The sequence below is a fragment of the Flagellimonas cixiensis genome (genome assembly GCF_042134615.1).
Taxonomy (GTDB): Bacteria; Bacteroidota; Bacteroidia; order Flavobacteriales; family Flavobacteriaceae; genus Flagellimonas; species Flagellimonas cixiensis.
In genome coordinates this window covers 681933-703541 of the sequence record NZ_CP169639.1, presented here as the reverse complement: position 1 = coordinate 703541, position 21609 = coordinate 681933, and the positions used below count along the sequence as shown (strand labels likewise).

The window sequence follows — 21609 nt, the reverse complement described above, 5'->3', positions numbered from 1 at the left end:
CATTACATTTGCAGCCCTCAAAAAGAGGGTTATTTAGTTTTTAAAAGAAATTTAATGCCAACAATTTCACAATTAGTACGAAAAGGAAGGGCCACAATTACCAAGAAGAGTAAATCGGCTGCTTTGGATTCGTGTCCTCAAAGACGAGGGGTTTGTACGCGTGTTTACACTACTACACCTAAAAAACCAAACTCTGCAATGCGTAAAGTTGCAAGGGTAAGGTTGACCAACGGTAAAGAAGTGAACGCCTATATCCCTGGTGAAGGTCACAACCTCCAAGAGCACTCGATAGTATTGGTTAGGGGCGGAAGAGTAAAAGATTTGCCTGGTGTTCGATATCATATCGTTCGCGGTGCATTGGATACCGCAGGTGTTGCGGGAAGAACGCAGCGTCGATCTAAGTATGGTGCAAAACGCCCTAAAAAGTAAACAACTTTAAGAAGAAGCGATGAGAAAAAAGCAGGCAAAAAAGAGACCGTTATTACCGGATCCAAAATTTAACGATCAACTTGTTACACGTTTTGTGAACATGATGATGTGGGACGGTAAGAAGTCAATTGCATTCAAGATTTTCTATGATGCAATTGCTATCGTTGATGAAAAGAACACTGACGAAGAGAAAACTGGATTGGAGCTATGGAAAGATGCACTTTCCAATGTAATGCCACACGTAGAGGTAAGAAGTAGAAGAGTGGGTGGTGCTACATTTCAGATTCCAATGCAAATTCGTCCAGATAGAAAGATTTCCACTGCAATGAAGTGGTTGATCAGCTACGCAAGAAAGCGTAACGAGAAATCCATGGCGCAAAAGTTGGCTTCCGAAATTTTGGCAGCTGCAAAAGAAGAAGGTGCCGCAGTGAAGAAAAGAGTAGATACACACAAAATGGCCGAGGCCAATAAAGCATTCTCACACTTTAGATTCTAATCAATACAATGGGAAGAGATTTAAAATATACAAGGAATATCGGTATTGCGGCACACATTGATGCTGGTAAAACAACAACTACTGAGCGTATCCTTTTTTATACAGGTGTGAGTCATAAAATCGGTGAGGTGCATGATGGTGCAGCTACCATGGACTGGATGGAGCAAGAGCAAGAACGTGGTATTACCATTACCTCTGCTGCTACAACCTGTACTTGGAAGTTTCCAATGGAAAATGCGCAACCATTGCCTGATACAAAAGATTACCACTTTAACATTATCGATACCCCCGGGCACGTTGACTTTACTGTAGAGGTAAACCGTTCCCTACGAGTGTTGGATGGTTTGGTGTTCTTGTTCAGTGCAGTGGATGGTGTTGAGCCTCAATCCGAAACAAACTGGAGATTGGCTGATAACTACAAAGTGCCACGTATCGGTTTCGTGAACAAAATGGACCGTCAAGGTTCCAACTTCTTGAACGTGTGCAAGCAGGTTCGTGAGATGTTAGGTTCCAATGCAGTTCCGATTGTATTGCCTATTGGTGACGAAGCTGACTTTAAAGGTATTGTAGATTTGGCTAAGAACAGGGCTATCGTATGGCACGAGGAGAACTTTGGTTCTACTTTCGATGTTGTAGATATTCCTGCTGATATGCAAGACGAGGTAAGAGAGTACAGAGCTGCACTTATCGAGGCTGTTGCGGAATATGATGAAAATTTGATGGAAAAATTCTTCGAAGATGAAGATTCCATCACTGAAGAAGAAGTGCATGCTGCATTGCGTGCCGCTGTAATGGACAGGGCAATTATTCCAATGATCTGTGGTTCTTCCTTTAAAAACAAAGGAGTTCAGTTCTTGTTGGATGCTGTATGTCGTTACTTGCCATCTCCATTGGATAAAGATGATATTGTAGGAGTTAATCCTGATACCGGGGCTGAAGTTGTTAGAAAACCGGACCCAAAAGAGCCTTTTGCTGCGCTTGCTTTTAAAATTGCTACCGATCCTTTCGTAGGTCGTTTGGCATTCTTTAGAGCGTATTCAGGTCGTTTGGATGCAGGGTCTTACATTTTGAATAACCGTTCAGGTAAAAAAGAGCGTATTTCTCGAATCTATCAGATGCACTCCAATAAGCAAAACGCTATTGATTTTATCGAAGCTGGTGATATTGGTGCGGCTGTAGGATTTAAAGATATCAAGACTGGTGATACCATGTCTGCTGAAAATGCTCCTATCGTGCTTGAAAGTATGGATTTCCCTGATCCTGTAATCGGTATCGCAGTGGAGCCAAAAACAAAAGCTGACGTGGATAAATTGGGTATGGCTTTGGCTAAATTGGCTGAAGAAGATCCTACGTTCCAAGTTAAGACTGATGAAGCTTCTGGACAGACCATTATTTCTGGTATGGGTGAGCTTCACTTGGATATCATTGTTGACCGTTTAAGAAGAGAGTTCAAGGTTGAAGTAAACCAAGGACAACCTCAGGTGGAATACAAGGAGGCTATTACAAAATCTGCCGATCACAGAGAAGTTTACAAGAAGCAATCAGGTGGTCGTGGTAAGTTTGCCGATATCGTATTTACAATGGAGCCAGCTGAAGAAGGTAAAGAAGGGCTTGAATTTATAAATGTGATCAAAGGTGGTAACATTCCTAAAGAATATATCCCATCTGTAGAAAAAGGTTTCAAAGAGGCTATGAAGAATGGTCCTTTGGCTGGATTTGAAATGGATAGCATGAAAGTTACCCTTAAGGATGGATCTTTCCACCCTGTGGATTCCGATTCTTTGTCATTTGAATTGGCGGCCAAAATGGGATATAAAGCAGCTGCAAAATCTGCGAGGTCAGTATTGATGGAGCCTATCATGAAGATTGAGGTGTTGACACCTGAGGAAAACATGGGTGATATTGTAGGTGACTTGAACAGACGTAGAGGAACTATCAGTAGCATGAGCGACAGGGCTGGTTCCAAAGTAGTTAAGGGGGAAGTGCCGTTGTCTGAAATGTTCGGATATGTAACATCATTAAGAACATTGTCATCAGGTAGAGCAACTTCCACTATGGAATTTTCACACTATGCAGAAACTCCTTCGAATATTGCTGAAGAAGTTATCAAAGCAGCAAAAGGAGTAACCGCTTAAATTTAGCAAGATGAGTCAAAAAATTAGAATTAAATTGAAATCTTACGATCACAATTTGGTGGACAAATCTGCTGAAAAGATCGTGAAAACAGTAAAAACTACTGGTGCTGTGGTAACGGGTCCAATTCCATTGCCAACAAACAAAAAGATATTTACAGTTTTGCGTTCACCTCACGTGAACAAAAAATCAAGAGAACAATTCCAATTGAGCTCTTACAAGAGACTTTTGGATATCTACAGTTCTTCATCAAAAACTATCGATGCCCTTATGAAGCTTGAGCTTCCAAGTGGTGTTGAAGTTGAGATCAAGGTCTGATAAAAGTTAGAGGTGTTGAGTTTTAGGTTTTGATGATTTAAAACTCAATACTTAAACTAAAGAGTACATGTCTCGAACGATGGTTCGGGAAAAACGGAGAAAGAAAAAAATCTGGGTCAGAGCAGAGTGTTTTCTTGACCCAATTTTTTTGTCAAGAAATTGACAGTTATAAAACAAGTAAACAATTAATAATTAATAAATATGTCTGGGTTAATAGGTAGAAAAATCGGTATGACCAGCATTTTCGACGAGAATGGAAAGAACATTCCATGTACCGTTATCGAAGCTGGACCATGCGTGGTTACCCAAGTCAGAACCGAAGAGGTTGACGGGTACAGTGCCCTTCAGCTTGGTTTCGATGACAAGGCAGAAAAGCGTGCTAATAAGGCCGAAACAGGTCACTTTAAAAAAGCAGGTACTTCTCCAAAGAAACAAGTCGTTGAATTCCAAGATTTTGAAGGTGATTACAAATTAGGAGACACCATTGGTGCCGACCTTTTTGTAGAAGGAGAATTTGTTGATGTGATCGGAACATCCAAAGGAAAAGGTTTCCAAGGTGTTGTTAAGCGTCACGGCTTTGGTGGTGTAGGTCAAGCTACCCACGGTCAGCACAACAGATTAAGAGCTCCAGGTTCCATCGGTGCCGCTTCTTATCCTGCTAAAGTAGTTAAGGGTATGAAAATGGCCGGTAGAATGGGTGGAGAAAGAGTAACAGTTCAAAACTTGAGAGTATTGAAAGTGGTTGCTGAGAAAAACCTTATCGTAGTGAAAGGTTGTGTTCCAGGTCACAAGAATGCTTACGTAACAATTGAGAAGTAATGAAGGTTGCAGTATTAGATATTAAAGGAAAAGAAACCGGAAGAAGCATTGAGCTATCTGACGATGTTTTCGCAATAGAGCCTAATGAGCATGCCATCTATTTGGATGTTAAGCAATATTTGGCCCACCAAAGACAAGGTACGCACAAAGCTAAAGAAAGAGCTGAGATTGCAGGTAGTACCCGTAAGATCAAGAAACAAAAAGGAACTGGTACCGCAAGGGCCGGTAGTATTAAATCCCCGGTGTTTAGAGGTGGTGGTAGAATTTTTGGTCCAAGACCAAAGGATTATACCCAAAAATTGAACAAGAACGTTAAGCGATTGGCTCGTAAATCAGCCTTGAGTCTTAAGTCCAAAGAAAACGCTTTGGTAGTTGTAGAAGACTTCAATTTTGAATCTCCAAAGACTAAAGATTTTGTTAGTTTCCTGACTTCTTTGGGAATAGAAAATAAAAAGTCCCTTATTGTGTTGGGCGATTCAAATAATAACGTATATTTGTCGTCGCGTAATTTGGAACGCTCCGAAGTTGTAACTGGTTCAGAATTAAACACTTACAAAATAGTTAACGCTAAAAGTTTAGTTCTTACAGAAAGTGCTTTGGAAGGAATTGAATCGAACCTAAAGAAATAGAAGTATCATGAGTGTGTTGATAAGACCGATAATTACGGAGAAGATGACCGCGGACAGCGAGCTTTTCAATCGCTACGGTTTCTATGTTCAGCCTGGTGCTAACAAATTGGAAATCAAGGAAGCGGTAGAGGCAACTTATGGTGTTTCTGTTGAAAAGGTAAGAACCATGAACTATGGTCCAACGCGTAAGAGTCGTTATACAAAAACCGGAATTCAGCACGGTAAAACAAACGCAATGAAAAAAGCGATTGTTGATGTAGCTGAAGGTGATATTATTGATTTTTACAGTAATCTATAAAGACGAGAAATGTCAGTTAGAAAATTAAAACCGATAACCCCTGGACAGCGTTTTAGAGTAGTAAACGGATTTGACGCGATTACTACTGATAAGCCGGATAAAAGCTTGCTTGCTCCGTTAAAAAAGTCAGGTGGTAGGAACAGTCAAGGAAAAATGACCATGCGCCACAGAGGTGGGGGTCATAAGAGAAGATATCGTATCATCGATTTCAAAAGGGATAAACAAGGTGTAGAAGCTACAGTGGTTTCTATCCAGTATGATCCAAACAGAACTGCATTTATCGCTTTGGTTGAATATACCGATGGTGAGAAAAGATATGTGGTTGCACAAAATGGATTGCAAGTAGGTCAAAAGATCGTTTCTGGATCTGGATCTGCTCCTGAAATTGGAAATGCACTTCCATTGAGTGACATTCCATTGGGTACCATTGTTTCTTGTATTGAGTTAAGACCTGGACAAGGAGCTGTTATGGCGAGAAGTGCCGGTACTTTTGCTCAGTTAATGGCAAAAGACGGTAAGTTCGTAACCATTAAGTTGCCTTCTGGTGAAACCCGTATGATATTGGCTACATGTTTAGCTACTATCGGAGCGGTTTCCAACTCTGACCACCAATTGTTGGTATCTGGTAAAGCAGGTAGAAGCAGATGGTTGGGTAGAAGACCAAGAACAAGACCAGTAGCCATGAACCCTGTAGATCACCCAATGGGTGGTGGTGAAGGTAGGGCTTCCGGAGGTCACCCAAGATCTAAGAACGGTATTCCTGCTAAAGGATTTAGAACTCGTTCTAAGACTAAGGACACCAATAGATATATCATAGAACGTAGAAAGAAATAAAAGAAAAGTAAATGGCACGTTCGTTAAAAAAAGGACCATACGTTCATTTTAGCTTGGAGAAAAAAGTTCAAGCCAATATAGAATCAGGTAAGAAATCAGTTATCAAAACGTGGTCTAGAGCCTCTATGATAACGCCAGACTTTGTGGGACAAACCATCGCGGTGCACAACGGGAGACAATTTGTTCCTGTGTACGTAACCGAGAATATGGTAGGTCACAAACTTGGAGAATTTTCACCAACACGATCTTTTAGAGGTCACGCTGGAGCTAAAAACAAAGGTAAAAAGTAAGTAAGCTATGGGAGTTCGTAAAAGACAAATGGCCGAAAGGTTAAAGGAAGAGAAAAAGCAACTTGCTATTGCAAAGCTTAACAATTGCCCAACATCTCCAAGAAAGATGCGTTTGGTTGCTGACTTGGTAAGGGGGAAACAAATAGAAATGGCTTTGGCTATTCTAAGGTTCAACCCAAAGGAGGCGTCTAGAAAGATGGAAAAACTTTTGCTTTCCGCTATCGCTAACTGGGAAGCTAAGAACGAAGATGCAAGCATTGAGGATGCTGACCTTTACATCAAGGAAATCCGTGTAGACGGAGGAACCATGTTGAAAAGATTGAGACCAGCTCCACAAGGAAGGGCACACAGAATCAGAAAGCGTTCCAACCATGTAACCATGATCTTGGAAGCCAATAACAACGTTGAAAGCTAGTAAATAGAATATGGGACAGAAGACTAATCCAATAGGAAATCGCTTAGGAATTATCAGAGGATGGGAATCCAACTGGTACGGAGGAAACGATTACGGCGATAAACTAGCTGAAGACGATAAGATCAGAAAGTACGTCTATGCACGTTTGGCAAAAGCAAGTGTGTCTAGAGTGATTATAGAAAGAACGTTGAAGTTGATCACCATTACCATTACCACCGCAAGGCCAGGTATTATTATCGGTAAAGGAGGACAAGAGGTTGATAAGCTTAAGGAAGAGCTTAAGAAGATCACCAACAAAGAAGTTCAGATTAACATTCACGAGATCAAAAGACCTGAACTGGATGCTAATTTGGTTGCTGCAAGTGTAGCAAGACAGATTGAAAGCAGAATTTCATACCGTAGAGCCATCAAAATGGCAATTGCAGCAGCAATGCGTATGAATGCAGAAGGTATCAAAATTCAGATTTCCGGACGTTTGAACGGTGCTGAGATGGCACGTTCCGAGTCTTACAAAGAAGGAAGAATTCCATTGTCCACTTTCCGTGCCGATGTTGATTATGCATTGCACGAAGCTCACACTACCTATGGTAGATTGGGTATTAAGGTGTGGATCATGAAAGGAGAGGTTTACGGTAAGAGAGAGCTTTCCCCTTTGGTAGGATTGAGCAAGAGTCAAGGAAAAGGCGGTAAACAAGAAGGTGGTAAAAAACCTCGCCGTAGAAAGTAATAAGATAAAGTTAAGGTAAGATGTTACAGCCAAAAAGAACGAAATTTCGTAAAGCCCAGAAAGGGCGTATGAAAGGAATCTCACAAAGAGGGCACCAACTTTCCAATGGAATGTTCGGTATCAAGTCCATGGATTCTCACTTCATTACTTCCCGACAAATCGAGGCTGCGCGTATCGCTGCGACAAGATACATGAAGAGACAAGGTCAGTTGTGGATCAAAATATTCCCGGACAAACCTATCACCAAAAAACCTCTTGAGGTTCGTATGGGTAAAGGTAAAGGTGCTCCAGAATATTGGGTAGCTGTTGTAAAACCAGGTAGAATCATGTTCGAGGTTGCCGGTGTACCAATGGATATTGCCAAAGAAGCCTTAAGGCTTGCGGCACAAAAACTACCGGTTAAGACCAAGTTTGTTGTAGCAAGGGATTATTCCGCTTAATTTTTAATTGAGAAGAAAAGATGAGACAATCAGAAATAAAAGAACTTTCAATTGAAGAGCTAAAGGAGAAGTTGGCCGAGTTGAAAAAACAACATGCCGATCTTAAGATGGCTCACGCCGTTACTCCATTGGAAAATCCTTTACAGATCAGAAAGACTAGAAGGACGGTAGCAAGACTTGCAACTGAATTAACTAAAAGGGAATTACAATAATTGGTTCTGCCTTATGGAAAACAGAAATTTAAGAAAAGAAAGAATAGGGGTTGTTACCAGCAACAAAATGGAGAAATCAATTGTGGTTTCCGAAGTTAAGCGTGTGAAGCACCCTATGTACGGTAAATTCGTTTTGAAGACCAAGAAATATGTTGCCCACGACGAAAAGAACGATTGCAACGAAGGCGATACCGTTAAAATAATGGAAACAAGACCATTGAGTAAGACTAAGTGCTGGAGATTGGTTGAAATCCTAGAAAGAGCTAAATAATTATGGTACAACAAGAATCAAGATTAAAGGTTGCGGACAATACTGGTGCAAAAGAAGTTTTGACCATCCGCGTACTAGGAGGAACAAAAAGGAGATACGCATCTTTGGGTGACAAAATTGTTGTTACCGTAAAAGAAGCTACTCCAAACGGTACTGTAAAAAAAGGTTCTGTTTCTACAGCGGTTGTTGTTAGAACCAAAAAGGAAGTAAGAAGACCAGATGGTTCTTACATCCGTTTTGATGACAATGCCTGTGTGTTGTTGAACCCAGCTGGCGAGATGAGAGGTACCCGTGTATTCGGACCTGTTGCCAGAGAATTGAGGGACAGACAGTTCATGAAGATTGTTTCATTGGCGCCTGAAGTGCTTTAAAAGAAATATCACAGAGATGAAGTTGAAAATTAAAACAGGGGATACGGTCAAAGTCATTGCGGGAGACCACAAGGGCAGTGAAGGTAAAGTACTAAAGGTAGACCGTGAAAAGAACAAGGCAATAGTGGAAGGGGTGAACACCGTTTCAAAACACGAGAAGCCTAGTGCACAGAACCCTCAAGGAGGCATAACTAAAAAGGAAGCGCCTATCCATATTTCAAATCTATCCTTGATCGATCCTAAGTCTGGCGATGCCACACGTGTTGGATACGAAGAAAGAGATGGGAAGAAAGTAAGGTTTTCCAAAAAATCCAATGAAGTAATTTAGTCATGAGTTACATTCCAAGATTAAAATCAGAATATAAAGAGCGTGTGATCAAAGCGCTTACTGACGAATTTGGTTACAAAAACGTAATGCAAGTTCCTAAGTTGGAAAAAATCGTAGTAAGCCGTGGTGTTGGTGCCGCTGTTTCCGATAAGAAATTGATTGATCACGCGGTTGACGAATTGACCAACATTACAGGTCAAAAAGCGGTTGCTACCTTATCTAAAAAGGATGTTGCTACATTCAAACTAAGAAAAGGAATGCCGATTGGCGCCAAAGTAACCCTTAGAGGAGAGCGCATGTATGAATTTTTGGATAGATTGATCACAACAGCCCTTCCAAGGGTACGTGATTTCCAAGGAGTGAGAGCTACCGGATTCGACGGTAGAGGTAACTACAACTTGGGTATCACCGAACAGATCATCTTTCCAGAGATCAACATAGACAGAATCAACAGAATCAACGGTATGGATATTACCTTTGTAACTTCTGCTGAGACTGATAAAGAAGCAAAATCATTGTTAACCCAATTGGGAATACCCTTTAAAAAGAACTAGTATGGCCAAGGAATCAATGAAAGCCCGTGAAAGAAAAAGGGCAAAAATGGTTGCAAAATATGCCGAGAAAAGAAAAGCACTAAAAGAAGCTGGCGATTACGAGGCTCTACAGAAGTTGCCTAAAAATGCATCTCCTGTACGTATGCGCAACCGTTGCAAATTGACCGGAAGACCAAGAGGATACATGAGAACTTTCGGTATCTCAAGGGTTACTTTTAGGGAAATGGCCAATCAAGGGTTAATTCCAGGAGTTAAAAAGGCAAGTTGGTAATTTAGATATAGAAAAGAAATGCTTACAGATCCAATTTCAGATTATTTGACCAGATTGAGAAATGCCAATAAGGCAGGTCATAGAGTAGTGGATATTCCCGCTTCCAATCTAAAAAAACAGATTACCAAAATATTGTTCGACCAAGGCTATATTTTGAGCTATAAGTTCGAAGAAGATAAAGTGCAGGGTAACATTAAAATTGCCCTTAAGTACGATAAATTCACTAAAGAACCTATCATCAAAAAATTGCAAAGGGTAAGTAAACCAGGTTTGCGTAAGTATGCAGGTTCCGGTGATTTGCCAAGAGTATTGAATGGTTTGGGTATTGCAATCGTGTCTACGTCACACGGTGTAATGACCAGCAAGCAAGCTCAGCAAGAGAACGTAGGTGGTGAAGTATTGTGCTACGTATATTAATTGAGAAAAGAGAAGAAAAATGTCAAGAATAGGTAACAGTCCAATTGCAATTCCTGATGGAGTCACTGTAGAGGTGAAAGATTCTTTGGTTACTGTAAAAGGTAGCTTAGGAGAACTTACTCAAGAGTTTTCAGGAGTTGATGTAAAGGTTGAGGATGGAAGTGTTGTTTTGGAACGCCCTTCAGAATCCAAAGATCACAAGGCTAAGCATGGTTTGTACCGTGCACTTATCAATAATATGGTATTGGGTGTGTCCAAAGGATGGACCAAGGAATTGGAACTTGTAGGAGTTGGGTATAGAGCCAGCAACCAAGGACAAAAATTGGACATTGCCCTTGGATTCTCTCACAACATCGTACTGGATATCGCTCCTGAGGTGAAAATTGAGACCGTATCCGAAAAAGGGAAAAACCCTATTGTAAAACTAACATCTCACGACAAACAATTGGTAGGTCAAGTAGCTGCCAAGATTAGATCTTTCCGTAAGCCTGAGCCTTACAAAGGAAAAGGTGTGAAATTTGTAGGTGAGCAATTAAGAAGAAAAGCAGGTAAATCAGCTTAATAATTAAGACTATGGGATTATCTAAGACTGAAAGAAAATTACGCATCCGAAGAAGAATACGCAAAGTATCCTTCGGAACTGAAACAAGACCAAGATTGTCTATTTTCAGAAGCAATAAAGAAATTTATGCCCAGTTGATCGACGACAACAAAGGTGTAACTTTGGCATCGGCCTCATCTAGAGATAAAGATGTGGATGCCAAGGGAACCAAATCGGAAGTCGCTACCAGCGTGGGTAAGGCCATAGCGGAAAAAGCCCTTAAGCTAGGAATCGAGGCCGTGGCATTTGATAGAGGTGGAAACCTATATCACGGAAGAGTAAAATCATTGGCTGAAGGAGCTAGGGAAGCAGGACTAAAATTCTAAGAAACTATGTACCAGAATTACAAAAACGTAGAAATAGTTAAGCCAGGTGGACTGGAGTTGAAAGACCGTTTGGTTGGAGTACAAAGGGTTACCAAGGTAACAAAAGGTGGTAGAGCCTTTGGTTTTTCAGCCATTGTTGTAGTTGGTGATGAAAACGGTGTTGTTGGACATGGTTTGGGAAAATCCAAAGAAGTTGCCACAGCGATTGCAAAAGCCATTGAGGATGCCAAGAAAAACTTGGTGCGTATTCCTTTGACCAAGGCTACACTTCCTCACGAGCAAAAAGGTAAATTCGGAGGTGCGAGAGTTTTCATTAAGCCTGCATCACACGGTACCGGAGTAATTGCTGGTGGAGCTGTGAGAGCGGTATTGGAAGCCGTAGGTGTGCAAGACGTATTGTCAAAATCACAAGGTTCATCCAACCCTCACAACGTGGTAAAAGCTACTTTTGATGCCTTGTTGCAACTAAGAAGTGCAGATACTGTAGCAAAACAAAGAGGAGTTTCTTTGGAAAAAGTCTTTAAAGGATAAACATAGGATATTATGTCAAAGATTAAGGTTAAACAAGAAAAGAGCGCCATCAAAAGGCCACAGAACCAAAAAAGAACTTTGGAGGCACTTGGTTTGCGCAAGATCGGGCAGGTTGTTGAACACGATGCAACCCCTAGTATCCTTGGAATGGTAGAAAAGGTAAAACACTTGGTTTCCACAGAGGAAGCTTAAAATATAAAGGCACATGGATTTGAATAATCTAAAACCAGCGGAAGGCGCTGTGCACAAAGAAGGGAAACGAGTAGGAAGAGGAGAAGGATCCGGTAAAGGAGGAACTTCCACCCGTGGACACAAAGGAGCCAAATCTAGATCTGGTTATTCCAAAAAGATTGGTTTCGAAGGTGGTCAGATGCCATTGCAAAGACGTGTTCCCAAGTTTGGTTTTAAAAACATCAACAGAAAGGAATACAGAGGAATCAATCTAGGTAAACTACAAGAGTTCGTAGACAACGGTACTTTTAAAGGTGAAGTAACCTTTGAAGGTCTTGTAGAAAACGGGTTGGCCCACAAAAACGATTTGGTAAAGATTTTAGGAGATGGTGAATTGAAAGCTTCTCTTAAGGTATCGGTACATAAATTTACTGCTTCCGCTAAAGCTGCTATCGAAGCTGCTGGAGGTGAGGCAATAAGTTTATAAGACATAGAGCATGAAGAAATTTATTGAGACCATATCCAATATTTGGAAGATTGATGAACTAAGACAACGTATCATCCTTACACTGGGACTACTATTGGTTTACCGATTTGGAGCCCAAATTGTTCTTCCGGGTATTGATACTGCCCAATTGGCCCAATTAACCTCAAGTACTGAAAATGGTATTTTAGGTATTCTTAATGCTTTTACAGGTGGTGCTTTTGCGAATGCTTCGGTGTTCGCTTTGGGTATTATGCCCTATATCTCGGCATCCATTGTAGTTCAGTTGATGGGAATCGCAATTCCTTATCTTCAAAAACTACAAAAAGAAGGAGAAAGTGGAAGAAAGACCATTAACCAAATTACACGTTGGTTGACCATTGGTATCTGTATTGTACAGGCACCGGCATATTTGTACGGTCTTGGAGCCCTTGGTGTTCCAGATAGTGCTTTTGTGTTGGGTAAAGGTCTTGATTTTATTGTTCCATCGGTAATCATCTTGGTAACAGGATGTGTTTTTGCGATGTGGTTGGGTGAAAAAATCACTGATAAAGGAATCGGAAACGGTATCTCTTTATTGATTATGGTAGGTATTATTGCTACCATGCCTCAATCATTTGTTCAGGAATTTATTTCAAGAACAGCCAACAACACCGGAGGTATTATGTTTATCTTAATTGAGGTGATTGTATGGTTCTTGGTGATCTTGGCCAGTGTTTACTTGACCATGGCTGTAAGACAGATTCCAGTACAATATGCAAGAAGAACCGCTTCTGGTGGTTATGAGAAAAATATTATGGGAGCCCGCCAGTACATTCCTTTAAAGTTGAATGCATCTGGTGTAATGCCGATTATTTTTGCACAAGCTATCATGTTCGCTCCAAGTTTAATAGGAAGAACATTTAATGATACAGCGGCCGGGCAATGGATGGAGGTTCAATTCGCAGATATCTTCGGATTGGCATACAATATTCTGTTTGCCTTGTTAATCATAATATTCACGTACTTTTACACCGCGATTACCGTGCCTACCAATAAAATGGCCGATGATCTAAAAAGAAGCGGAGGATTTATTCCTGGTATTCGTCCTGGAAAAGAAACAGGTGATTATTTAGATAAAATCATGTCGTTGATCACATTGCCGGGTTCAGTATTTTTAGCACTTTTGGCGGTACTGCCTGCAGTTGTGGTAAAATTGATGGATGTACAGGCAGGATGGGCATTATTTTACGGAGGAACATCCCTATTGATTATGGTAGGTGTAGCAATCGATACCGTACAACAAGTAAATTCTTATTTGTTGAACAGACATTACGATGGCTTGATGAAAACCGGAAAAAATAGAAAAGTAGCATAATATATGGCAAAGCAGCCAGCAATAGAACAAGACGGGACTATTATTGAAGCATTGTCCAATGCAATGTTCAGGGTAGAATTGGAAAATGGGCACGTGGTAACAGCACATATCTCAGGAAAAATGAGAATGCACTATATCAAATTGCTTCCCGGAGATAAGGTAAAGTTGGAGATGAGTCCATACGATTTAACAAAAGCAAGAATTACTTATAGATACTAATTACATGAAAGTAAGAGCATCAATAAAGAAGAGAAGTGCCGACTGCAAAATAGTACGCAGAAAGGGCAGATTGTACGTAATCAACAAAAAGAATCCTAGATTTAAACAAAGACAAGGGTAATTATGGCAAGAATTGCAGGTGTAGATATACCTAAACAAAAGCGTGGCGTTATTTCACTTACCTATATCTTCGGAGTGGGTAATAGCAGGGCGCAAGAGATTTTGAAGACCGCCCAAGTAAGCGAGGATACCAAAGTTCAAGATTGGACCGACGAAGAGATCGGAAGAATTAGGGATGCCGTTTCTGCTTACACCATTGAAGGTGAGCTTCGTTCAGAGACCCAAATGAACATCAAGCGTTTGATGGACATTGGTTGTTACCGTGGAATTCGTCACAGAGCAGGATTGCCACTAAGAGGTCAACGTACCAAGAACAACTCTAGGACCAGAAAAGGAAAAAGAAAAACAGTTGCCAACAAGAAGAAAGCAACTAAATAATAAGCAGTAACAGTCATTAGTTAGTATTTAGACGTTAGAAGAATCTGTTTGAAATGTAAAAGTCTAGGATTCCAATAACTAAGAGCTAACACTAGAAACTAAAAAATATGGCAAAGGCAAGTACCAAAACAGCAAAGAAGCGTAAAGTAGTAGTAGAATCTACTGGTGAGGCGCACGTGGTAGCATCTTTCAATAATATCATCATTTCCCTTACCAACAAAAAAGGAGACGTAATCTCTTGGTCTTCTGCTGGTAAAATGGGATTCCGTGGTTCTAAAAAGAACACACCTTACGCAGCTCAGGTAGCCGCCGAAGATTGTGCCAAAGTAGCACACGAGGCAGGTTTGAGAAAAGTAAAGGTTTATGTTAAAGGACCAGGTAACGGTAGAGAATCTGCTATCCGTACCATTCACAATGCTGGTATCGAGGTAACTGAAATCGTGGACGTAACTCCACTACCACACAACGGGTGTAGACCACCTAAAAGAAGAAGAGTTTAATTATCAATTATATTGTTTAACGGGCCCCCTAAAAAGGGTCTTCACCAAAGGTGCACGCAGATTATCGAAGGATAAGCCTTAATTCATAATCGTACCTTTAAAAAAATAGAAGATGGCAAGATATACAGGACCAAAAACAAAAATCGCCAGAAAATTTGGAGAGGCGATTTTCGGAGACGACAAGTCTTTTGAAAAGAAAAATTATCCTCCAGGACAACACGGTAACAACCGTCGCCGTGGAAAAAAATCTGAATACGCTATTCAGTTGGCCGAAAAACAAAAGGCCAAATATACCTACGGTATTTTGGAGCGTCAGTTCCGTAACCTTTTTGCTGAGGCAAAAAGAAAAGAAGGAGTAACCGGTGAGGTTTTGCTTCAATTGTGTGAGTCCCGTTTGGACAACGTAGTGTACAGAATGGGTATTTCCCCTTCAAGAAGAGGAGCTCGTCAGTTGGTATCGCACCGTCACATTACCGTTAACGGTGAAGTGGTGAACATTCCATCTTACAAATTGAAGCCAGGCGATGTTGTTGGTGTAAGGGAAAAATCAAAATCTGTTCAAGCTATAGAAGATTCATTGGCAAACAATAGTAGTGTTTACGAATGGATTACTTGGAACTCGGCAACAAAAGAAGGAACTTTTGTTACCATTCCAGAAAGACTTCAGATTCCTGAAAACATCAAGGAACAACTGATCGTCGAATTGTACTCTAAATAAGAATTCAACATTAATCCAATTATGGCATTACTTAATTTTCAGAAGCCCGATAAAGTTATAATGATCGATTCCACAGATTTCGAAGGGAAATTTGAATTTCGCCCTTTGGAACCTGGTTATGGATTAACAGTTGGGAATGCGCTGAGAAGAGTATTACTTTCCTCTTTGGAAGGTTTTGCTATCACTTCTGTACGCATCGATGGAGTTGAACATGAGTTTTCTGTTATTCCAGGCGTTGTAGAAGACGTTACCGAAATCATTTTGAACCTTAAACAAGTTAGGTTCAAGAGACAGATTGATGATGTTGAGAGCGAGACCGTTTCTATTTCCGTAAGTGGAAAAGAACAAATGACCGCAGGAGATTTCCAAAAATTCATTTCCGGATACCAAGTGCTAAACCCTGATTTGGTGCTTTGCAACATGGATCCAAAAGTGAGCATCAACATGGAGATTGTGATTGAAAAAGGACGTGGATACGTTCCTGCAGAAGAAAACAAAAAATCCAATGCACCTTTGGGGAGCATTGCGGTTGATTCTGTTTACACTCCAGTTAAAAACGTAAAATATAGCATCGAAAACTATAGGGTAGAGCAAAAGACCGATTACGAAAAATTGGTTTTCGAAATCATCACAGATGGTTCCATCCACCCAAAAGATGCTTTGACCGAAGCTGCCAAAGTTTTGATTCACCACTTTATGTTGTTCTCCGATGAGCGTATCACCCTTGAGGCTGATGAAATTGCTCAAACCGAGACGTATGATGAGGAGTCATTGCACATGCGTCAGTTGTTGAAAACCAAATTGGTCGACATGGATTTGTCCGTAAGGGCTTTGAACTGTCTAAAAGCTGCCGAAGTGGATACTTTGGGAGATTTGGTTTCCTTCAACAAGAACGATTTGATGAAATTCAGAAACTTTGGTAAAAAATCCTTGACCGAATTGGAAGAGTTGGTGATCAACAAAGGACTTCAGTTTGGAATGGATTTGAGCAAATACAAATTAGATAAAGATTAATAATCATATTTTGCTCCCCAAGTAACATTGGGTCTGGAAGCAAGATGATAAATTAGAACCATGAGACACGGAAAAAAATTCAATCACTTAGGAAGAACAGCTGCCCACAGAAAGGCAATGTTGGCCAACATGGCTTGTTCCTTAATCGAGCACAAGCGCATCAACACCACTGTGGCTAAAGCAAAAGCTTTAAAGCAGTTTGTTGAACCTTTGATCACCAAGGCAAAAACCGAAAACAACCAGACTACCGAAAAAGGTATGCACAACAGAAGAGTTGTTTTCAGTAACCTTAGAAGCAAAGAGGCCATCACTGAATTGTTCAGCACAGTTGCTGAAAAAGTAGGTGACAGACCAGGTGGATATACCAGAATCATTAAATTGGGTAACCGATTGGGAGATAACGCTGATATGGCAATGATCGAGTTGGTAGACTTCAACGAAGTTTACAACGCTGGTAAGCCTAAGAAGAAATCTACCAGAAGAAGTAGAAGAGGCGGAGGTAGCAAAGCTGAGGCTCCTGCTCCAGTAGCTGAAACCAAAACTGACGATTCTGAAGAATAAGAAGAATGTTATTAACTATTGTATTAGTGGAAAAAGGATAAGTGAGAACTTATCCTTTTTTTATGTTTTTTTGTCATAACTGAATTTAGAGCACACAATGAAGTATCACACAAAGAAAAAAGCGTTGATTTTGTTGGCCGATGGAACCATCTTTTATGGTAAGGCCGTAGGAGGAAAAGAAGGTACAGCTGTAGGTGAGGTATGTTTCAATACCGGAATGACAGGGTATCAAGAGATTTTCACAGATCCCTCTTACTATGGACAGTTAATGGTGACCACCAATGCCCATATCGGAAATTATGGTGCCCATTTGGAAGAAATTGAATCTGATTCAATTAAAATTGCAGGACTTATCTGTAAGAATTTCAGTTACGATTATTCCAGACCAAGCGCAGAAATGAGCTTGTTGGAATTTTTAAACCAGAATAATTTATTGGCCATTTCAGATGTGGATACCCGCGCATTGGTAAGCTACATTAGAGATAACGGAGCCATGAATGCTTTGATATCAACCCGTGTGGATGAAATCGATGCTTTGAAGGAAGAGTTAAAACAAGTGCCAAGTATGGAAGGTTTGGAACTTTCTTCCAAAGTTTCCACCAAAGAACCATATTTCTATGGTGATGAGAATGCCGAAATTAAAATTTCAGCTTTGGATATTGGAATCAAAAAGAACATTCTAAGAAACTTGGCCAAGCGGGGAGCCTACATAAAAGTGTATCCTTACAACGCTTCCTTTGAGGAAATGAAAGAATGGAACCCTGATGGATACTTTATTTCCAATGGACCTGGGGATCCAGAACCATTGACCGAGGCAGTGGCCGCTGCCAAGGAAATGATCAATTCTGAAAAACCATTGTTCGGAATTTGTTTGGGACACCAAGTATTGGCTTTGGCCAATGGTATTTCTACCTATAAAATGCACAACGGGCACCGAGGAATCAACCATCCGATTTTAAACTTGGTGACAGGGAAGGGTGAAATCACTTCTCAAAACCATGGTTTTGCCATCAACAGAGAAGAAACCGAAGCACATCCAGAATTGGAAATCACCCACACACATTTGAACGACCATACCGTGGCTGGAATCAAAATGAAGGACAAGCAAGTTTTTTCGGTACAATATCACCCAGAAGCTAGTCCAGGACCGCATGATGCCGAGTATTTGTTCGACCAATTTTTCGATGCGATCAAAACCAGTAAGAATTAAAACGTTGTAGTTTTATTTTTAAGTTATTTCCAGCTATTTGTGAAAGATATCATAAAGGAAAAAGGACACCTTTTCGTATCTTTACACGAATAATCACAACACTAAATATTGAGATAAAATGAGCATTATTATCAACATTCATGCAAGACAAATATTGGATTCAAGAGGAAATCCAACAGTAGAGGTAGACGTACTTACCGAAAATGGTATTTTGGGAAGGGCTGCAGTTCCTTCTGGAGCATCTACAGGTGAGCATGAGGCTGTTGAGTTGCGAGATGGTGGAGACTCCTTTATGGGAAAAGGTGTTGGGAAAGCCGTAAACAACGTAAATTCAGTTATAGCAGAAGAATTGATCGGAACATCTGTTTTCGAACAAAACCATATTGATAAAACCATGATCGAATTGGATGGTACGCCAAACAAATCGAAATTGGGAGCCAACGCAATCCTAGGGGTGTCTTTGGCAGTGGCAAAGGCTGCAGCCAACGAATTGGGAATGCCTTTGTACCACTATGTGGGTGGTGTTAGTGCCAACACATTGCCGGTGCCCATGATGAACATTATTAACGGTGGATCTCACTCCGATGCACCTATCGCCTTCCAAGAATTTATGGTAATGCCCGTTAAGGCAAAAGATTTTAGCCATGCCATGCAAATGGGAACTGAAATCTTCCACAACCTTAAGAAAGTATTGCATGATCGTAATTTGAGCACGGCTGTAGGAGACGAGGGTGGATTTGCGCCAACCTTGGAAGGTGGTACCGAAGATGCTTTGGATACCATCGGAAAAGCAGTTGAAAAAGCTGGATACAAATTGGGTGATGATGTAATGATTGCTTTGGACTGTGCTTCTGCAGAGTTCTACGTAGACGGAAAATACGACTACACCAAGTTCGAAGGAGATAAAGGAATGGTAAGAACCTCCGAAGAGCAAGCCCAATACTTGGCAGATCTTTGTGAAAAATATCCAATTATCTCTATTGAGGATGGAATGGACGAAAACGATTGGGACGGTTGGAAATTGTTGACCGAAAAAATCGGCGATAAAGTTCAGTTGGTTGGGGACGATTTGTTTGTGACCAATGTAGAGCGTTTGTCCAGAGGTATCGAAAACGGAATTGCCAACTCTATCTTGATCAAAGTAAACCAAATTGGTACGTTGACAGAGACCATTGCTGCCGTGAACATGGCTAAAAATGCAGGATACACTTCTGTAATGTCTCACCGTTCAGGAGAAACTGAGGACAACACCATCGCTGATTTGGCAGTGGCGTTGAACACAGGTCAGATCAAAACCGGTTCAGCCTCCCGTAGTGACCGTATGGCGAAATACAACCAATTGCTTAGAATTGAAGAGGAATTGGGAGACATCGCTTACTACCCACAAGAAAAAGCTTTCAAGGTAAAATAAGCATAATGATTTAATAGCATAGAAGAAGCCTTTCCAAAACTGGAAAGGCTTTTTTTTGTTACACTAATAAACTTTGGTTAAATTAAGGGTAACAAACTACCATTTTTATACTTCCCTCATGAATAACTTTCTCTTCGTAGCCGCCGAAAATGATGCATTGGAAAACTGCAAAGCTGGTGGAATGGGCGATGTGGTGCGCGATGTGCCCCGTCAAATTTCTGAGCATGGCGATAAAGTGCACGTTATCGTGCCATCATATTCGCGATTGCACCATGGGGGAATACCTAAAACTACTTTAAATTTTATGCTTCGTGGAATGGTCTACACGGCAGAATTGTATGAAGTAAAACCAAAAAAGGACTTCCCGAATATTTTCCATTACGTGCTGCATCATCCAGAAATAGAAGCAGGAGACATTGCGCATATTTACCACAATGATCCAGAAGAACCATTTTATACCGATGCCATTAAGTATTTTATATTCTGTACCGCCGTGGCCGAAGCAATCAAAAAAGGGGCCTTTGGAGCTATAGATGTGGTCCATTTGCACGATTGGCATTCCAGTTTATTGTTGTTTTTAAGAGAATACCATCCCGAGTATACCCACCTTAAGGATATTCGCGTAGTGTACAGCATTCACAATCTGGCCATTCAAGGTATTCGCCCGTTCAGTGGGAATTATTCATCGGTAAAGCATTGGTTCCCCAACGTGCCTATCGACTACCAAAGGTTGATGGATTACCGTTATCAGGATTGTATCAATTTGATGGCCGTAGGTATACGTTTTGCCGATGCAGTGCACACCGTATCGCCATCTTATATGGAAGATGTGATGAAACCTAGTTCACCACCCGAGTTTATTGGGGGCGAAGGGTTGGAAAATGATTTGGTCCAAGCCCATGAAGAAGGGCGTTTGTTTGGTGTTTTGAATGGTTGCAACTATAAGAACATCAACAAAGAGAAGAAAGGAAATATTTATCGAAATACCGTAAAGGCTTTGTTTCGATGGTTGCAAGAAGAGTCCAAAAAATACAAGGCCGACTTTTTGGCCCATACCGGTGAAAAAATCATGGCTTTTGTAGATGATAGACCCGATTTTATAGTATCCAGCGTTGCAAGGTTAACGGAACAAAAGTTTTATTTTTTTATGCGATCACCGGAAGCTTTTGTCGAAATTTTAAAGCGATTGGAAAAAGTGAACGGTATTTTCATGCTCTTGGGAACTGGAGCGCCTGAGTACGAAGAACTTTTTAGAGACTTGAGCTACAAGCATAAAAACTTTGTTTTTACCAATGGGCAGTCCGAAAAGTTAATCGATTCCCTTTATCTCGAATCTGACCTTTATTTTATGCCGAGTTTGTTCGAGCCTTGTGGTATAAGCCAAATGCTGGCCATGCGAAATGGGAACCCTTGTTTGGTGCATCATACCGGAGGACTCAAAGATACAGTGGAGCATTTGAAGACAGGGTTTAGTTTTGATGGCGATACTTACGATGAGAAAATCACCAATATGTTAGAAGTGTTCGATGTGGCTTTGGATGTCTTTGTAAACGATAAACCAACATGGAAAAAAATCCAAGCAGCAGCGCGTAAAAAACGATTTACTTGGGAAAAATCAGTGAATGAATACTACAAGCTGCTCTATAATCTGGAATAGGTAATTTTTTCTATATCATTTTAGCGTTAATATCTGCACAAATAACAAATTGAAATTGTTAATGGTTGTGCTTTTTCGTAATTTCCGCATTCTTATTTT

At 40.7% G+C, this 21609-nt stretch carries 35 protein-coding genes; all 35 read left to right on the top strand.

Annotated elements, in window-relative coordinates:
* Window positions 1-54 precede the first annotated feature (54 nt).
* The 35 genes from rpsL to ABT310_RS02995 all read left to right on the top strand — a co-directional run bounded on the left by rpsL (window position 55) and on the right by ABT310_RS02995 (window position 21510).
* Window positions 55-429 (top strand): 30S ribosomal protein S12, encoded by a 375-nt coding sequence (gene rpsL / locus ABT310_RS03165; protein WP_013305196.1) that lies wholly within the window; start codon window positions 55-57, stop codon window positions 427-429.
* Between the two features lie 19 nt (window positions 430-448).
* Entirely contained in the window at window positions 449-925 is a 477-nt protein-coding gene (gene rpsG / locus ABT310_RS03160; RefSeq protein ID WP_090293749.1) for a 30S ribosomal protein S7, read from the top strand.
* Window positions 926-933: 8 nt separating this feature from the next.
* On the top strand, window positions 934-3060 hold the full coding sequence (gene fusA / locus ABT310_RS03155; RefSeq protein WP_375325305.1) for an elongation factor G: 2127 nt from the start codon (window positions 934-936) through the stop codon (window positions 3058-3060).
* Between the two features lie 10 nt (window positions 3061-3070).
* Complete coding sequence (rpsJ, locus tag ABT310_RS03150) at window positions 3071-3376, top strand: 30S ribosomal protein S10 (protein ID WP_026915146.1); 306 nt, start codon at window positions 3071-3073, stop codon at window positions 3374-3376.
* A 201-nt stretch (window positions 3377-3577) separates the two neighbouring features.
* The gene (rplC, locus tag ABT310_RS03145) at window positions 3578-4195 is read left to right on the top strand and encodes a 50S ribosomal protein L3 (protein WP_375325304.1); all 618 of its coding nucleotides are present in this window, start codon (window positions 3578-3580) and stop codon (window positions 4193-4195) included.
* The gene (gene rplD, locus ABT310_RS03140) at window positions 4195-4824 is read left to right on the top strand and encodes a 50S ribosomal protein L4 (protein ID WP_375325303.1); all 630 of its coding nucleotides are present in this window, start codon (window positions 4195-4197) and stop codon (window positions 4822-4824) included. The genes rplC and rplD overlap by 1 nt, the downstream gene beginning before the upstream one ends.
* A 7-nt stretch (window positions 4825-4831) precedes the next feature.
* Window positions 4832-5122 carry a 50S ribosomal protein L23 gene (gene rplW / locus ABT310_RS03135; protein WP_116218591.1) on the top strand — a complete coding sequence of 97 codons (291 nt, stop codon included), beginning with the start codon at window positions 4832-4834 and terminating at the stop codon, window positions 5120-5122.
* A 9-nt stretch (window positions 5123-5131) separates the two neighbouring features.
* Window positions 5132-5956, top strand: a complete 825-nt coding sequence (gene rplB / locus ABT310_RS03130) for a 50S ribosomal protein L2 (protein ID WP_375325302.1) — start codon at window positions 5132-5134, stop codon at window positions 5954-5956.
* An 11-nt stretch (window positions 5957-5967) separates the two neighbouring features.
* Complete coding sequence (gene rpsS / locus ABT310_RS03125) at window positions 5968-6246, top strand: 30S ribosomal protein S19 (protein ID WP_090293755.1); 279 nt, start codon at window positions 5968-5970, stop codon at window positions 6244-6246.
* A gap of 7 nt (window positions 6247-6253) precedes the next feature.
* On the top strand, window positions 6254-6661 hold the full coding sequence (gene rplV, locus ABT310_RS03120; protein WP_090293756.1) for a 50S ribosomal protein L22: 408 nt from the start codon (window positions 6254-6256) through the stop codon (window positions 6659-6661).
* Between the two features lie 10 nt (window positions 6662-6671).
* Entirely contained in the window at window positions 6672-7388 is a 717-nt protein-coding gene (gene rpsC, locus ABT310_RS03115; RefSeq protein ID WP_375325301.1) for a 30S ribosomal protein S3, read from the top strand.
* A 20-nt stretch (window positions 7389-7408) separates the two neighbouring features.
* On the top strand, window positions 7409-7828 hold the full coding sequence (gene rplP, locus ABT310_RS03110) for a 50S ribosomal protein L16 (protein WP_090293758.1): 420 nt from the start codon (window positions 7409-7411) through the stop codon (window positions 7826-7828).
* Between the two features lie 20 nt (window positions 7829-7848).
* The gene (gene rpmC / locus ABT310_RS03105) at window positions 7849-8040 is read left to right on the top strand and encodes a 50S ribosomal protein L29 (RefSeq protein WP_090293759.1); all 192 of its coding nucleotides are present in this window, start codon (window positions 7849-7851) and stop codon (window positions 8038-8040) included.
* A gap of 13 nt (window positions 8041-8053) precedes the next feature.
* A complete protein-coding gene (gene rpsQ / locus ABT310_RS03100; RefSeq protein WP_014032003.1) occupies window positions 8054-8311 on the top strand; it encodes a 30S ribosomal protein S17 in 258 nt (85 codons plus the stop codon).
* A 2-nt stretch (window positions 8312-8313) separates the two neighbouring features.
* On the top strand, window positions 8314-8682 hold the full coding sequence (gene rplN / locus ABT310_RS03095; RefSeq protein WP_090293760.1) for a 50S ribosomal protein L14: 369 nt from the start codon (window positions 8314-8316) through the stop codon (window positions 8680-8682).
* A gap of 16 nt (window positions 8683-8698) precedes the next feature.
* A complete protein-coding gene (rplX, locus tag ABT310_RS03090; RefSeq protein ID WP_090293761.1) occupies window positions 8699-9010 on the top strand; it encodes a 50S ribosomal protein L24 in 312 nt (103 codons plus the stop codon).
* A gap of 2 nt (window positions 9011-9012) precedes the next feature.
* Window positions 9013-9564, top strand: a complete 552-nt coding sequence (gene rplE / locus ABT310_RS03085; RefSeq protein ID WP_375325300.1) for a 50S ribosomal protein L5 — start codon at window positions 9013-9015, stop codon at window positions 9562-9564.
* Between the two features lies 1 nt (window position 9565).
* Window positions 9566-9835: a 30S ribosomal protein S14 gene (gene rpsN / locus ABT310_RS03080; RefSeq protein WP_116218582.1), complete on the top strand. Its 270-nt coding sequence runs from the start codon at window positions 9566-9568 to the stop codon at window positions 9833-9835.
* A gap of 18 nt (window positions 9836-9853) precedes the next feature.
* The gene (rpsH, locus tag ABT310_RS03075) at window positions 9854-10252 is read left to right on the top strand and encodes a 30S ribosomal protein S8 (RefSeq protein ID WP_375325299.1); all 399 of its coding nucleotides are present in this window, start codon (window positions 9854-9856) and stop codon (window positions 10250-10252) included.
* Window positions 10253-10271: 19 nt separating this feature from the next.
* The gene (rplF, locus tag ABT310_RS03070) at window positions 10272-10814 is read left to right on the top strand and encodes a 50S ribosomal protein L6 (protein WP_375325298.1); all 543 of its coding nucleotides are present in this window, start codon (window positions 10272-10274) and stop codon (window positions 10812-10814) included.
* An 11-nt stretch (window positions 10815-10825) separates the two neighbouring features.
* Entirely contained in the window at window positions 10826-11179 is a 354-nt protein-coding gene (gene rplR, locus ABT310_RS03065; RefSeq protein WP_375325297.1) for a 50S ribosomal protein L18, read from the top strand.
* A 6-nt stretch (window positions 11180-11185) separates the two neighbouring features.
* Window positions 11186-11710 (top strand): 30S ribosomal protein S5, encoded by a 525-nt coding sequence (gene rpsE, locus ABT310_RS03060; protein ID WP_108246824.1) that lies wholly within the window; start codon window positions 11186-11188, stop codon window positions 11708-11710.
* Window positions 11711-11722: 12 nt separating this feature from the next.
* Window positions 11723-11902: a 50S ribosomal protein L30 gene (rpmD, locus tag ABT310_RS03055; RefSeq protein WP_090293768.1), complete on the top strand. Its 180-nt coding sequence runs from the start codon at window positions 11723-11725 to the stop codon at window positions 11900-11902.
* Between the two features lie 13 nt (window positions 11903-11915).
* On the top strand, window positions 11916-12368 hold the full coding sequence (gene rplO, locus ABT310_RS03050) for a 50S ribosomal protein L15 (protein WP_375325296.1): 453 nt from the start codon (window positions 11916-11918) through the stop codon (window positions 12366-12368).
* 10 nt (window positions 12369-12378) lie between these two features.
* Window positions 12379-13722 carry a preprotein translocase subunit SecY gene (secY, locus tag ABT310_RS03045; RefSeq protein WP_375325295.1) on the top strand — a complete coding sequence of 448 codons (1344 nt, stop codon included), beginning with the start codon at window positions 12379-12381 and terminating at the stop codon, window positions 13720-13722.
* Between the two features lie 3 nt (window positions 13723-13725).
* A complete protein-coding gene (gene infA, locus ABT310_RS03040) occupies window positions 13726-13941 on the top strand; it encodes a translation initiation factor IF-1 (RefSeq protein ID WP_014031991.1) in 216 nt (71 codons plus the stop codon).
* 4 nt (window positions 13942-13945) lie between these two features.
* Window positions 13946-14062, top strand: coding sequence for a type B 50S ribosomal protein L36 (ykgO, locus tag ABT310_RS03035; RefSeq protein ID WP_010519235.1), 117 nt, complete (start codon window positions 13946-13948; stop codon window positions 14060-14062).
* A gap of 2 nt (window positions 14063-14064) precedes the next feature.
* Complete coding sequence (gene rpsM / locus ABT310_RS03030) at window positions 14065-14439, top strand: 30S ribosomal protein S13 (protein WP_375325294.1); 375 nt, start codon at window positions 14065-14067, stop codon at window positions 14437-14439.
* 107 nt (window positions 14440-14546) lie between these two features.
* Window positions 14547-14939: a 30S ribosomal protein S11 gene (gene rpsK, locus ABT310_RS03025; protein WP_090293772.1), complete on the top strand. Its 393-nt coding sequence runs from the start codon at window positions 14547-14549 to the stop codon at window positions 14937-14939.
* Between the two features lie 112 nt (window positions 14940-15051).
* Window positions 15052-15657, top strand: coding sequence for a 30S ribosomal protein S4 (rpsD, locus tag ABT310_RS03020; RefSeq protein WP_375325293.1), 606 nt, complete (start codon window positions 15052-15054; stop codon window positions 15655-15657).
* A 21-nt stretch (window positions 15658-15678) separates the two neighbouring features.
* Entirely contained in the window at window positions 15679-16671 is a 993-nt protein-coding gene (locus ABT310_RS03015; protein ID WP_375325292.1) for a DNA-directed RNA polymerase subunit alpha, read from the top strand.
* Window positions 16672-16731: 60 nt separating this feature from the next.
* A complete protein-coding gene (gene rplQ / locus ABT310_RS03010) occupies window positions 16732-17232 on the top strand; it encodes a 50S ribosomal protein L17 (RefSeq protein WP_375325291.1) in 501 nt (166 codons plus the stop codon).
* Between the two features lie 97 nt (window positions 17233-17329).
* Window positions 17330-18442: a glutamine-hydrolyzing carbamoyl-phosphate synthase small subunit gene (carA, locus tag ABT310_RS03005; protein ID WP_375325290.1), complete on the top strand. Its 1113-nt coding sequence runs from the start codon at window positions 17330-17332 to the stop codon at window positions 18440-18442.
* 118 nt (window positions 18443-18560) lie between these two features.
* Entirely contained in the window at window positions 18561-19853 is a 1293-nt protein-coding gene (gene eno / locus ABT310_RS03000) for a phosphopyruvate hydratase (RefSeq protein ID WP_375325289.1), read from the top strand.
* Between the two features lie 118 nt (window positions 19854-19971).
* The gene (locus ABT310_RS02995; RefSeq protein WP_375325288.1) at window positions 19972-21510 is read left to right on the top strand and encodes a glycogen synthase; all 1539 of its coding nucleotides are present in this window, start codon (window positions 19972-19974) and stop codon (window positions 21508-21510) included.
* Window positions 21511-21609 lie beyond the last annotated feature (99 nt).

What these genes read in the sequence shown, in the direction of transcription:
- rpsL (WP_013305196.1), top strand. Translation starts at nt 55, where the DNA reads ATGCCAACAATTTCACAATTAGTACGAAAAGGAAGGGCCACAATTACC.
- rpsG (WP_090293749.1), top strand. Translation starts at nt 449, where the DNA reads ATGAGAAAAAAGCAGGCAAAAAAGAGACCGTTATTACCGGATCCAAAA.
- fusA (WP_375325305.1), top strand. Translation starts at nt 934, where the DNA reads ATGGGAAGAGATTTAAAATATACAAGGAATATCGGTATTGCGGCACAC.
- rpsJ (WP_026915146.1), top strand. Translation starts at nt 3,071, where the DNA reads ATGAGTCAAAAAATTAGAATTAAATTGAAATCTTACGATCACAATTTG.
- rplC (WP_375325304.1), top strand. Translation starts at nt 3,578, where the DNA reads ATGTCTGGGTTAATAGGTAGAAAAATCGGTATGACCAGCATTTTCGAC.
- rplD (WP_375325303.1), top strand. Translation starts at nt 4,195, where the DNA reads ATGAAGGTTGCAGTATTAGATATTAAAGGAAAAGAAACCGGAAGAAGC.
- rplW (WP_116218591.1), top strand. Translation starts at nt 4,832, where the DNA reads ATGAGTGTGTTGATAAGACCGATAATTACGGAGAAGATGACCGCGGAC.
- rplB (WP_375325302.1), top strand. Translation starts at nt 5,132, where the DNA reads ATGTCAGTTAGAAAATTAAAACCGATAACCCCTGGACAGCGTTTTAGA.
- rpsS (WP_090293755.1), top strand. Translation starts at nt 5,968, where the DNA reads ATGGCACGTTCGTTAAAAAAAGGACCATACGTTCATTTTAGCTTGGAG.
- rplV (WP_090293756.1), top strand. Translation starts at nt 6,254, where the DNA reads ATGGGAGTTCGTAAAAGACAAATGGCCGAAAGGTTAAAGGAAGAGAAA.
- rpsC (WP_375325301.1), top strand. Translation starts at nt 6,672, where the DNA reads ATGGGACAGAAGACTAATCCAATAGGAAATCGCTTAGGAATTATCAGA.
- rplP (WP_090293758.1), top strand. Translation starts at nt 7,409, where the DNA reads ATGTTACAGCCAAAAAGAACGAAATTTCGTAAAGCCCAGAAAGGGCGT.
- rpmC (WP_090293759.1), top strand. Translation starts at nt 7,849, where the DNA reads ATGAGACAATCAGAAATAAAAGAACTTTCAATTGAAGAGCTAAAGGAG.
- rpsQ (WP_014032003.1), top strand. Translation starts at nt 8,054, where the DNA reads ATGGAAAACAGAAATTTAAGAAAAGAAAGAATAGGGGTTGTTACCAGC.
- rplN (WP_090293760.1), top strand. Translation starts at nt 8,314, where the DNA reads ATGGTACAACAAGAATCAAGATTAAAGGTTGCGGACAATACTGGTGCA.
- rplX (WP_090293761.1), top strand. Translation starts at nt 8,699, where the DNA reads ATGAAGTTGAAAATTAAAACAGGGGATACGGTCAAAGTCATTGCGGGA.
- rplE (WP_375325300.1), top strand. Translation starts at nt 9,013, where the DNA reads ATGAGTTACATTCCAAGATTAAAATCAGAATATAAAGAGCGTGTGATC.
- rpsN (WP_116218582.1), top strand. Translation starts at nt 9,566, where the DNA reads ATGGCCAAGGAATCAATGAAAGCCCGTGAAAGAAAAAGGGCAAAAATG.
- rpsH (WP_375325299.1), top strand. Translation starts at nt 9,854, where the DNA reads ATGCTTACAGATCCAATTTCAGATTATTTGACCAGATTGAGAAATGCC.
- rplF (WP_375325298.1), top strand. Translation starts at nt 10,272, where the DNA reads ATGTCAAGAATAGGTAACAGTCCAATTGCAATTCCTGATGGAGTCACT.
- rplR (WP_375325297.1), top strand. Translation starts at nt 10,826, where the DNA reads ATGGGATTATCTAAGACTGAAAGAAAATTACGCATCCGAAGAAGAATA.
- rpsE (WP_108246824.1), top strand. Translation starts at nt 11,186, where the DNA reads ATGTACCAGAATTACAAAAACGTAGAAATAGTTAAGCCAGGTGGACTG.
- rpmD (WP_090293768.1), top strand. Translation starts at nt 11,723, where the DNA reads ATGTCAAAGATTAAGGTTAAACAAGAAAAGAGCGCCATCAAAAGGCCA.
- rplO (WP_375325296.1), top strand. Translation starts at nt 11,916, where the DNA reads ATGGATTTGAATAATCTAAAACCAGCGGAAGGCGCTGTGCACAAAGAA.
- secY (WP_375325295.1), top strand. Translation starts at nt 12,379, where the DNA reads ATGAAGAAATTTATTGAGACCATATCCAATATTTGGAAGATTGATGAA.
- infA (WP_014031991.1), top strand. Translation starts at nt 13,726, where the DNA reads ATGGCAAAGCAGCCAGCAATAGAACAAGACGGGACTATTATTGAAGCA.
- ykgO (WP_010519235.1), top strand. Translation starts at nt 13,946, where the DNA reads ATGAAAGTAAGAGCATCAATAAAGAAGAGAAGTGCCGACTGCAAAATA.
- rpsM (WP_375325294.1), top strand. Translation starts at nt 14,065, where the DNA reads ATGGCAAGAATTGCAGGTGTAGATATACCTAAACAAAAGCGTGGCGTT.
- rpsK (WP_090293772.1), top strand. Translation starts at nt 14,547, where the DNA reads ATGGCAAAGGCAAGTACCAAAACAGCAAAGAAGCGTAAAGTAGTAGTA.
- rpsD (WP_375325293.1), top strand. Translation starts at nt 15,052, where the DNA reads ATGGCAAGATATACAGGACCAAAAACAAAAATCGCCAGAAAATTTGGA.
- ABT310_RS03015 (WP_375325292.1), top strand. Translation starts at nt 15,679, where the DNA reads ATGGCATTACTTAATTTTCAGAAGCCCGATAAAGTTATAATGATCGAT.
- rplQ (WP_375325291.1), top strand. Translation starts at nt 16,732, where the DNA reads ATGAGACACGGAAAAAAATTCAATCACTTAGGAAGAACAGCTGCCCAC.
- carA (WP_375325290.1), top strand. Translation starts at nt 17,330, where the DNA reads ATGAAGTATCACACAAAGAAAAAAGCGTTGATTTTGTTGGCCGATGGA.
- eno (WP_375325289.1), top strand. Translation starts at nt 18,561, where the DNA reads ATGAGCATTATTATCAACATTCATGCAAGACAAATATTGGATTCAAGA.
- ABT310_RS02995 (WP_375325288.1), top strand. Translation starts at nt 19,972, where the DNA reads ATGAATAACTTTCTCTTCGTAGCCGCCGAAAATGATGCATTGGAAAAC.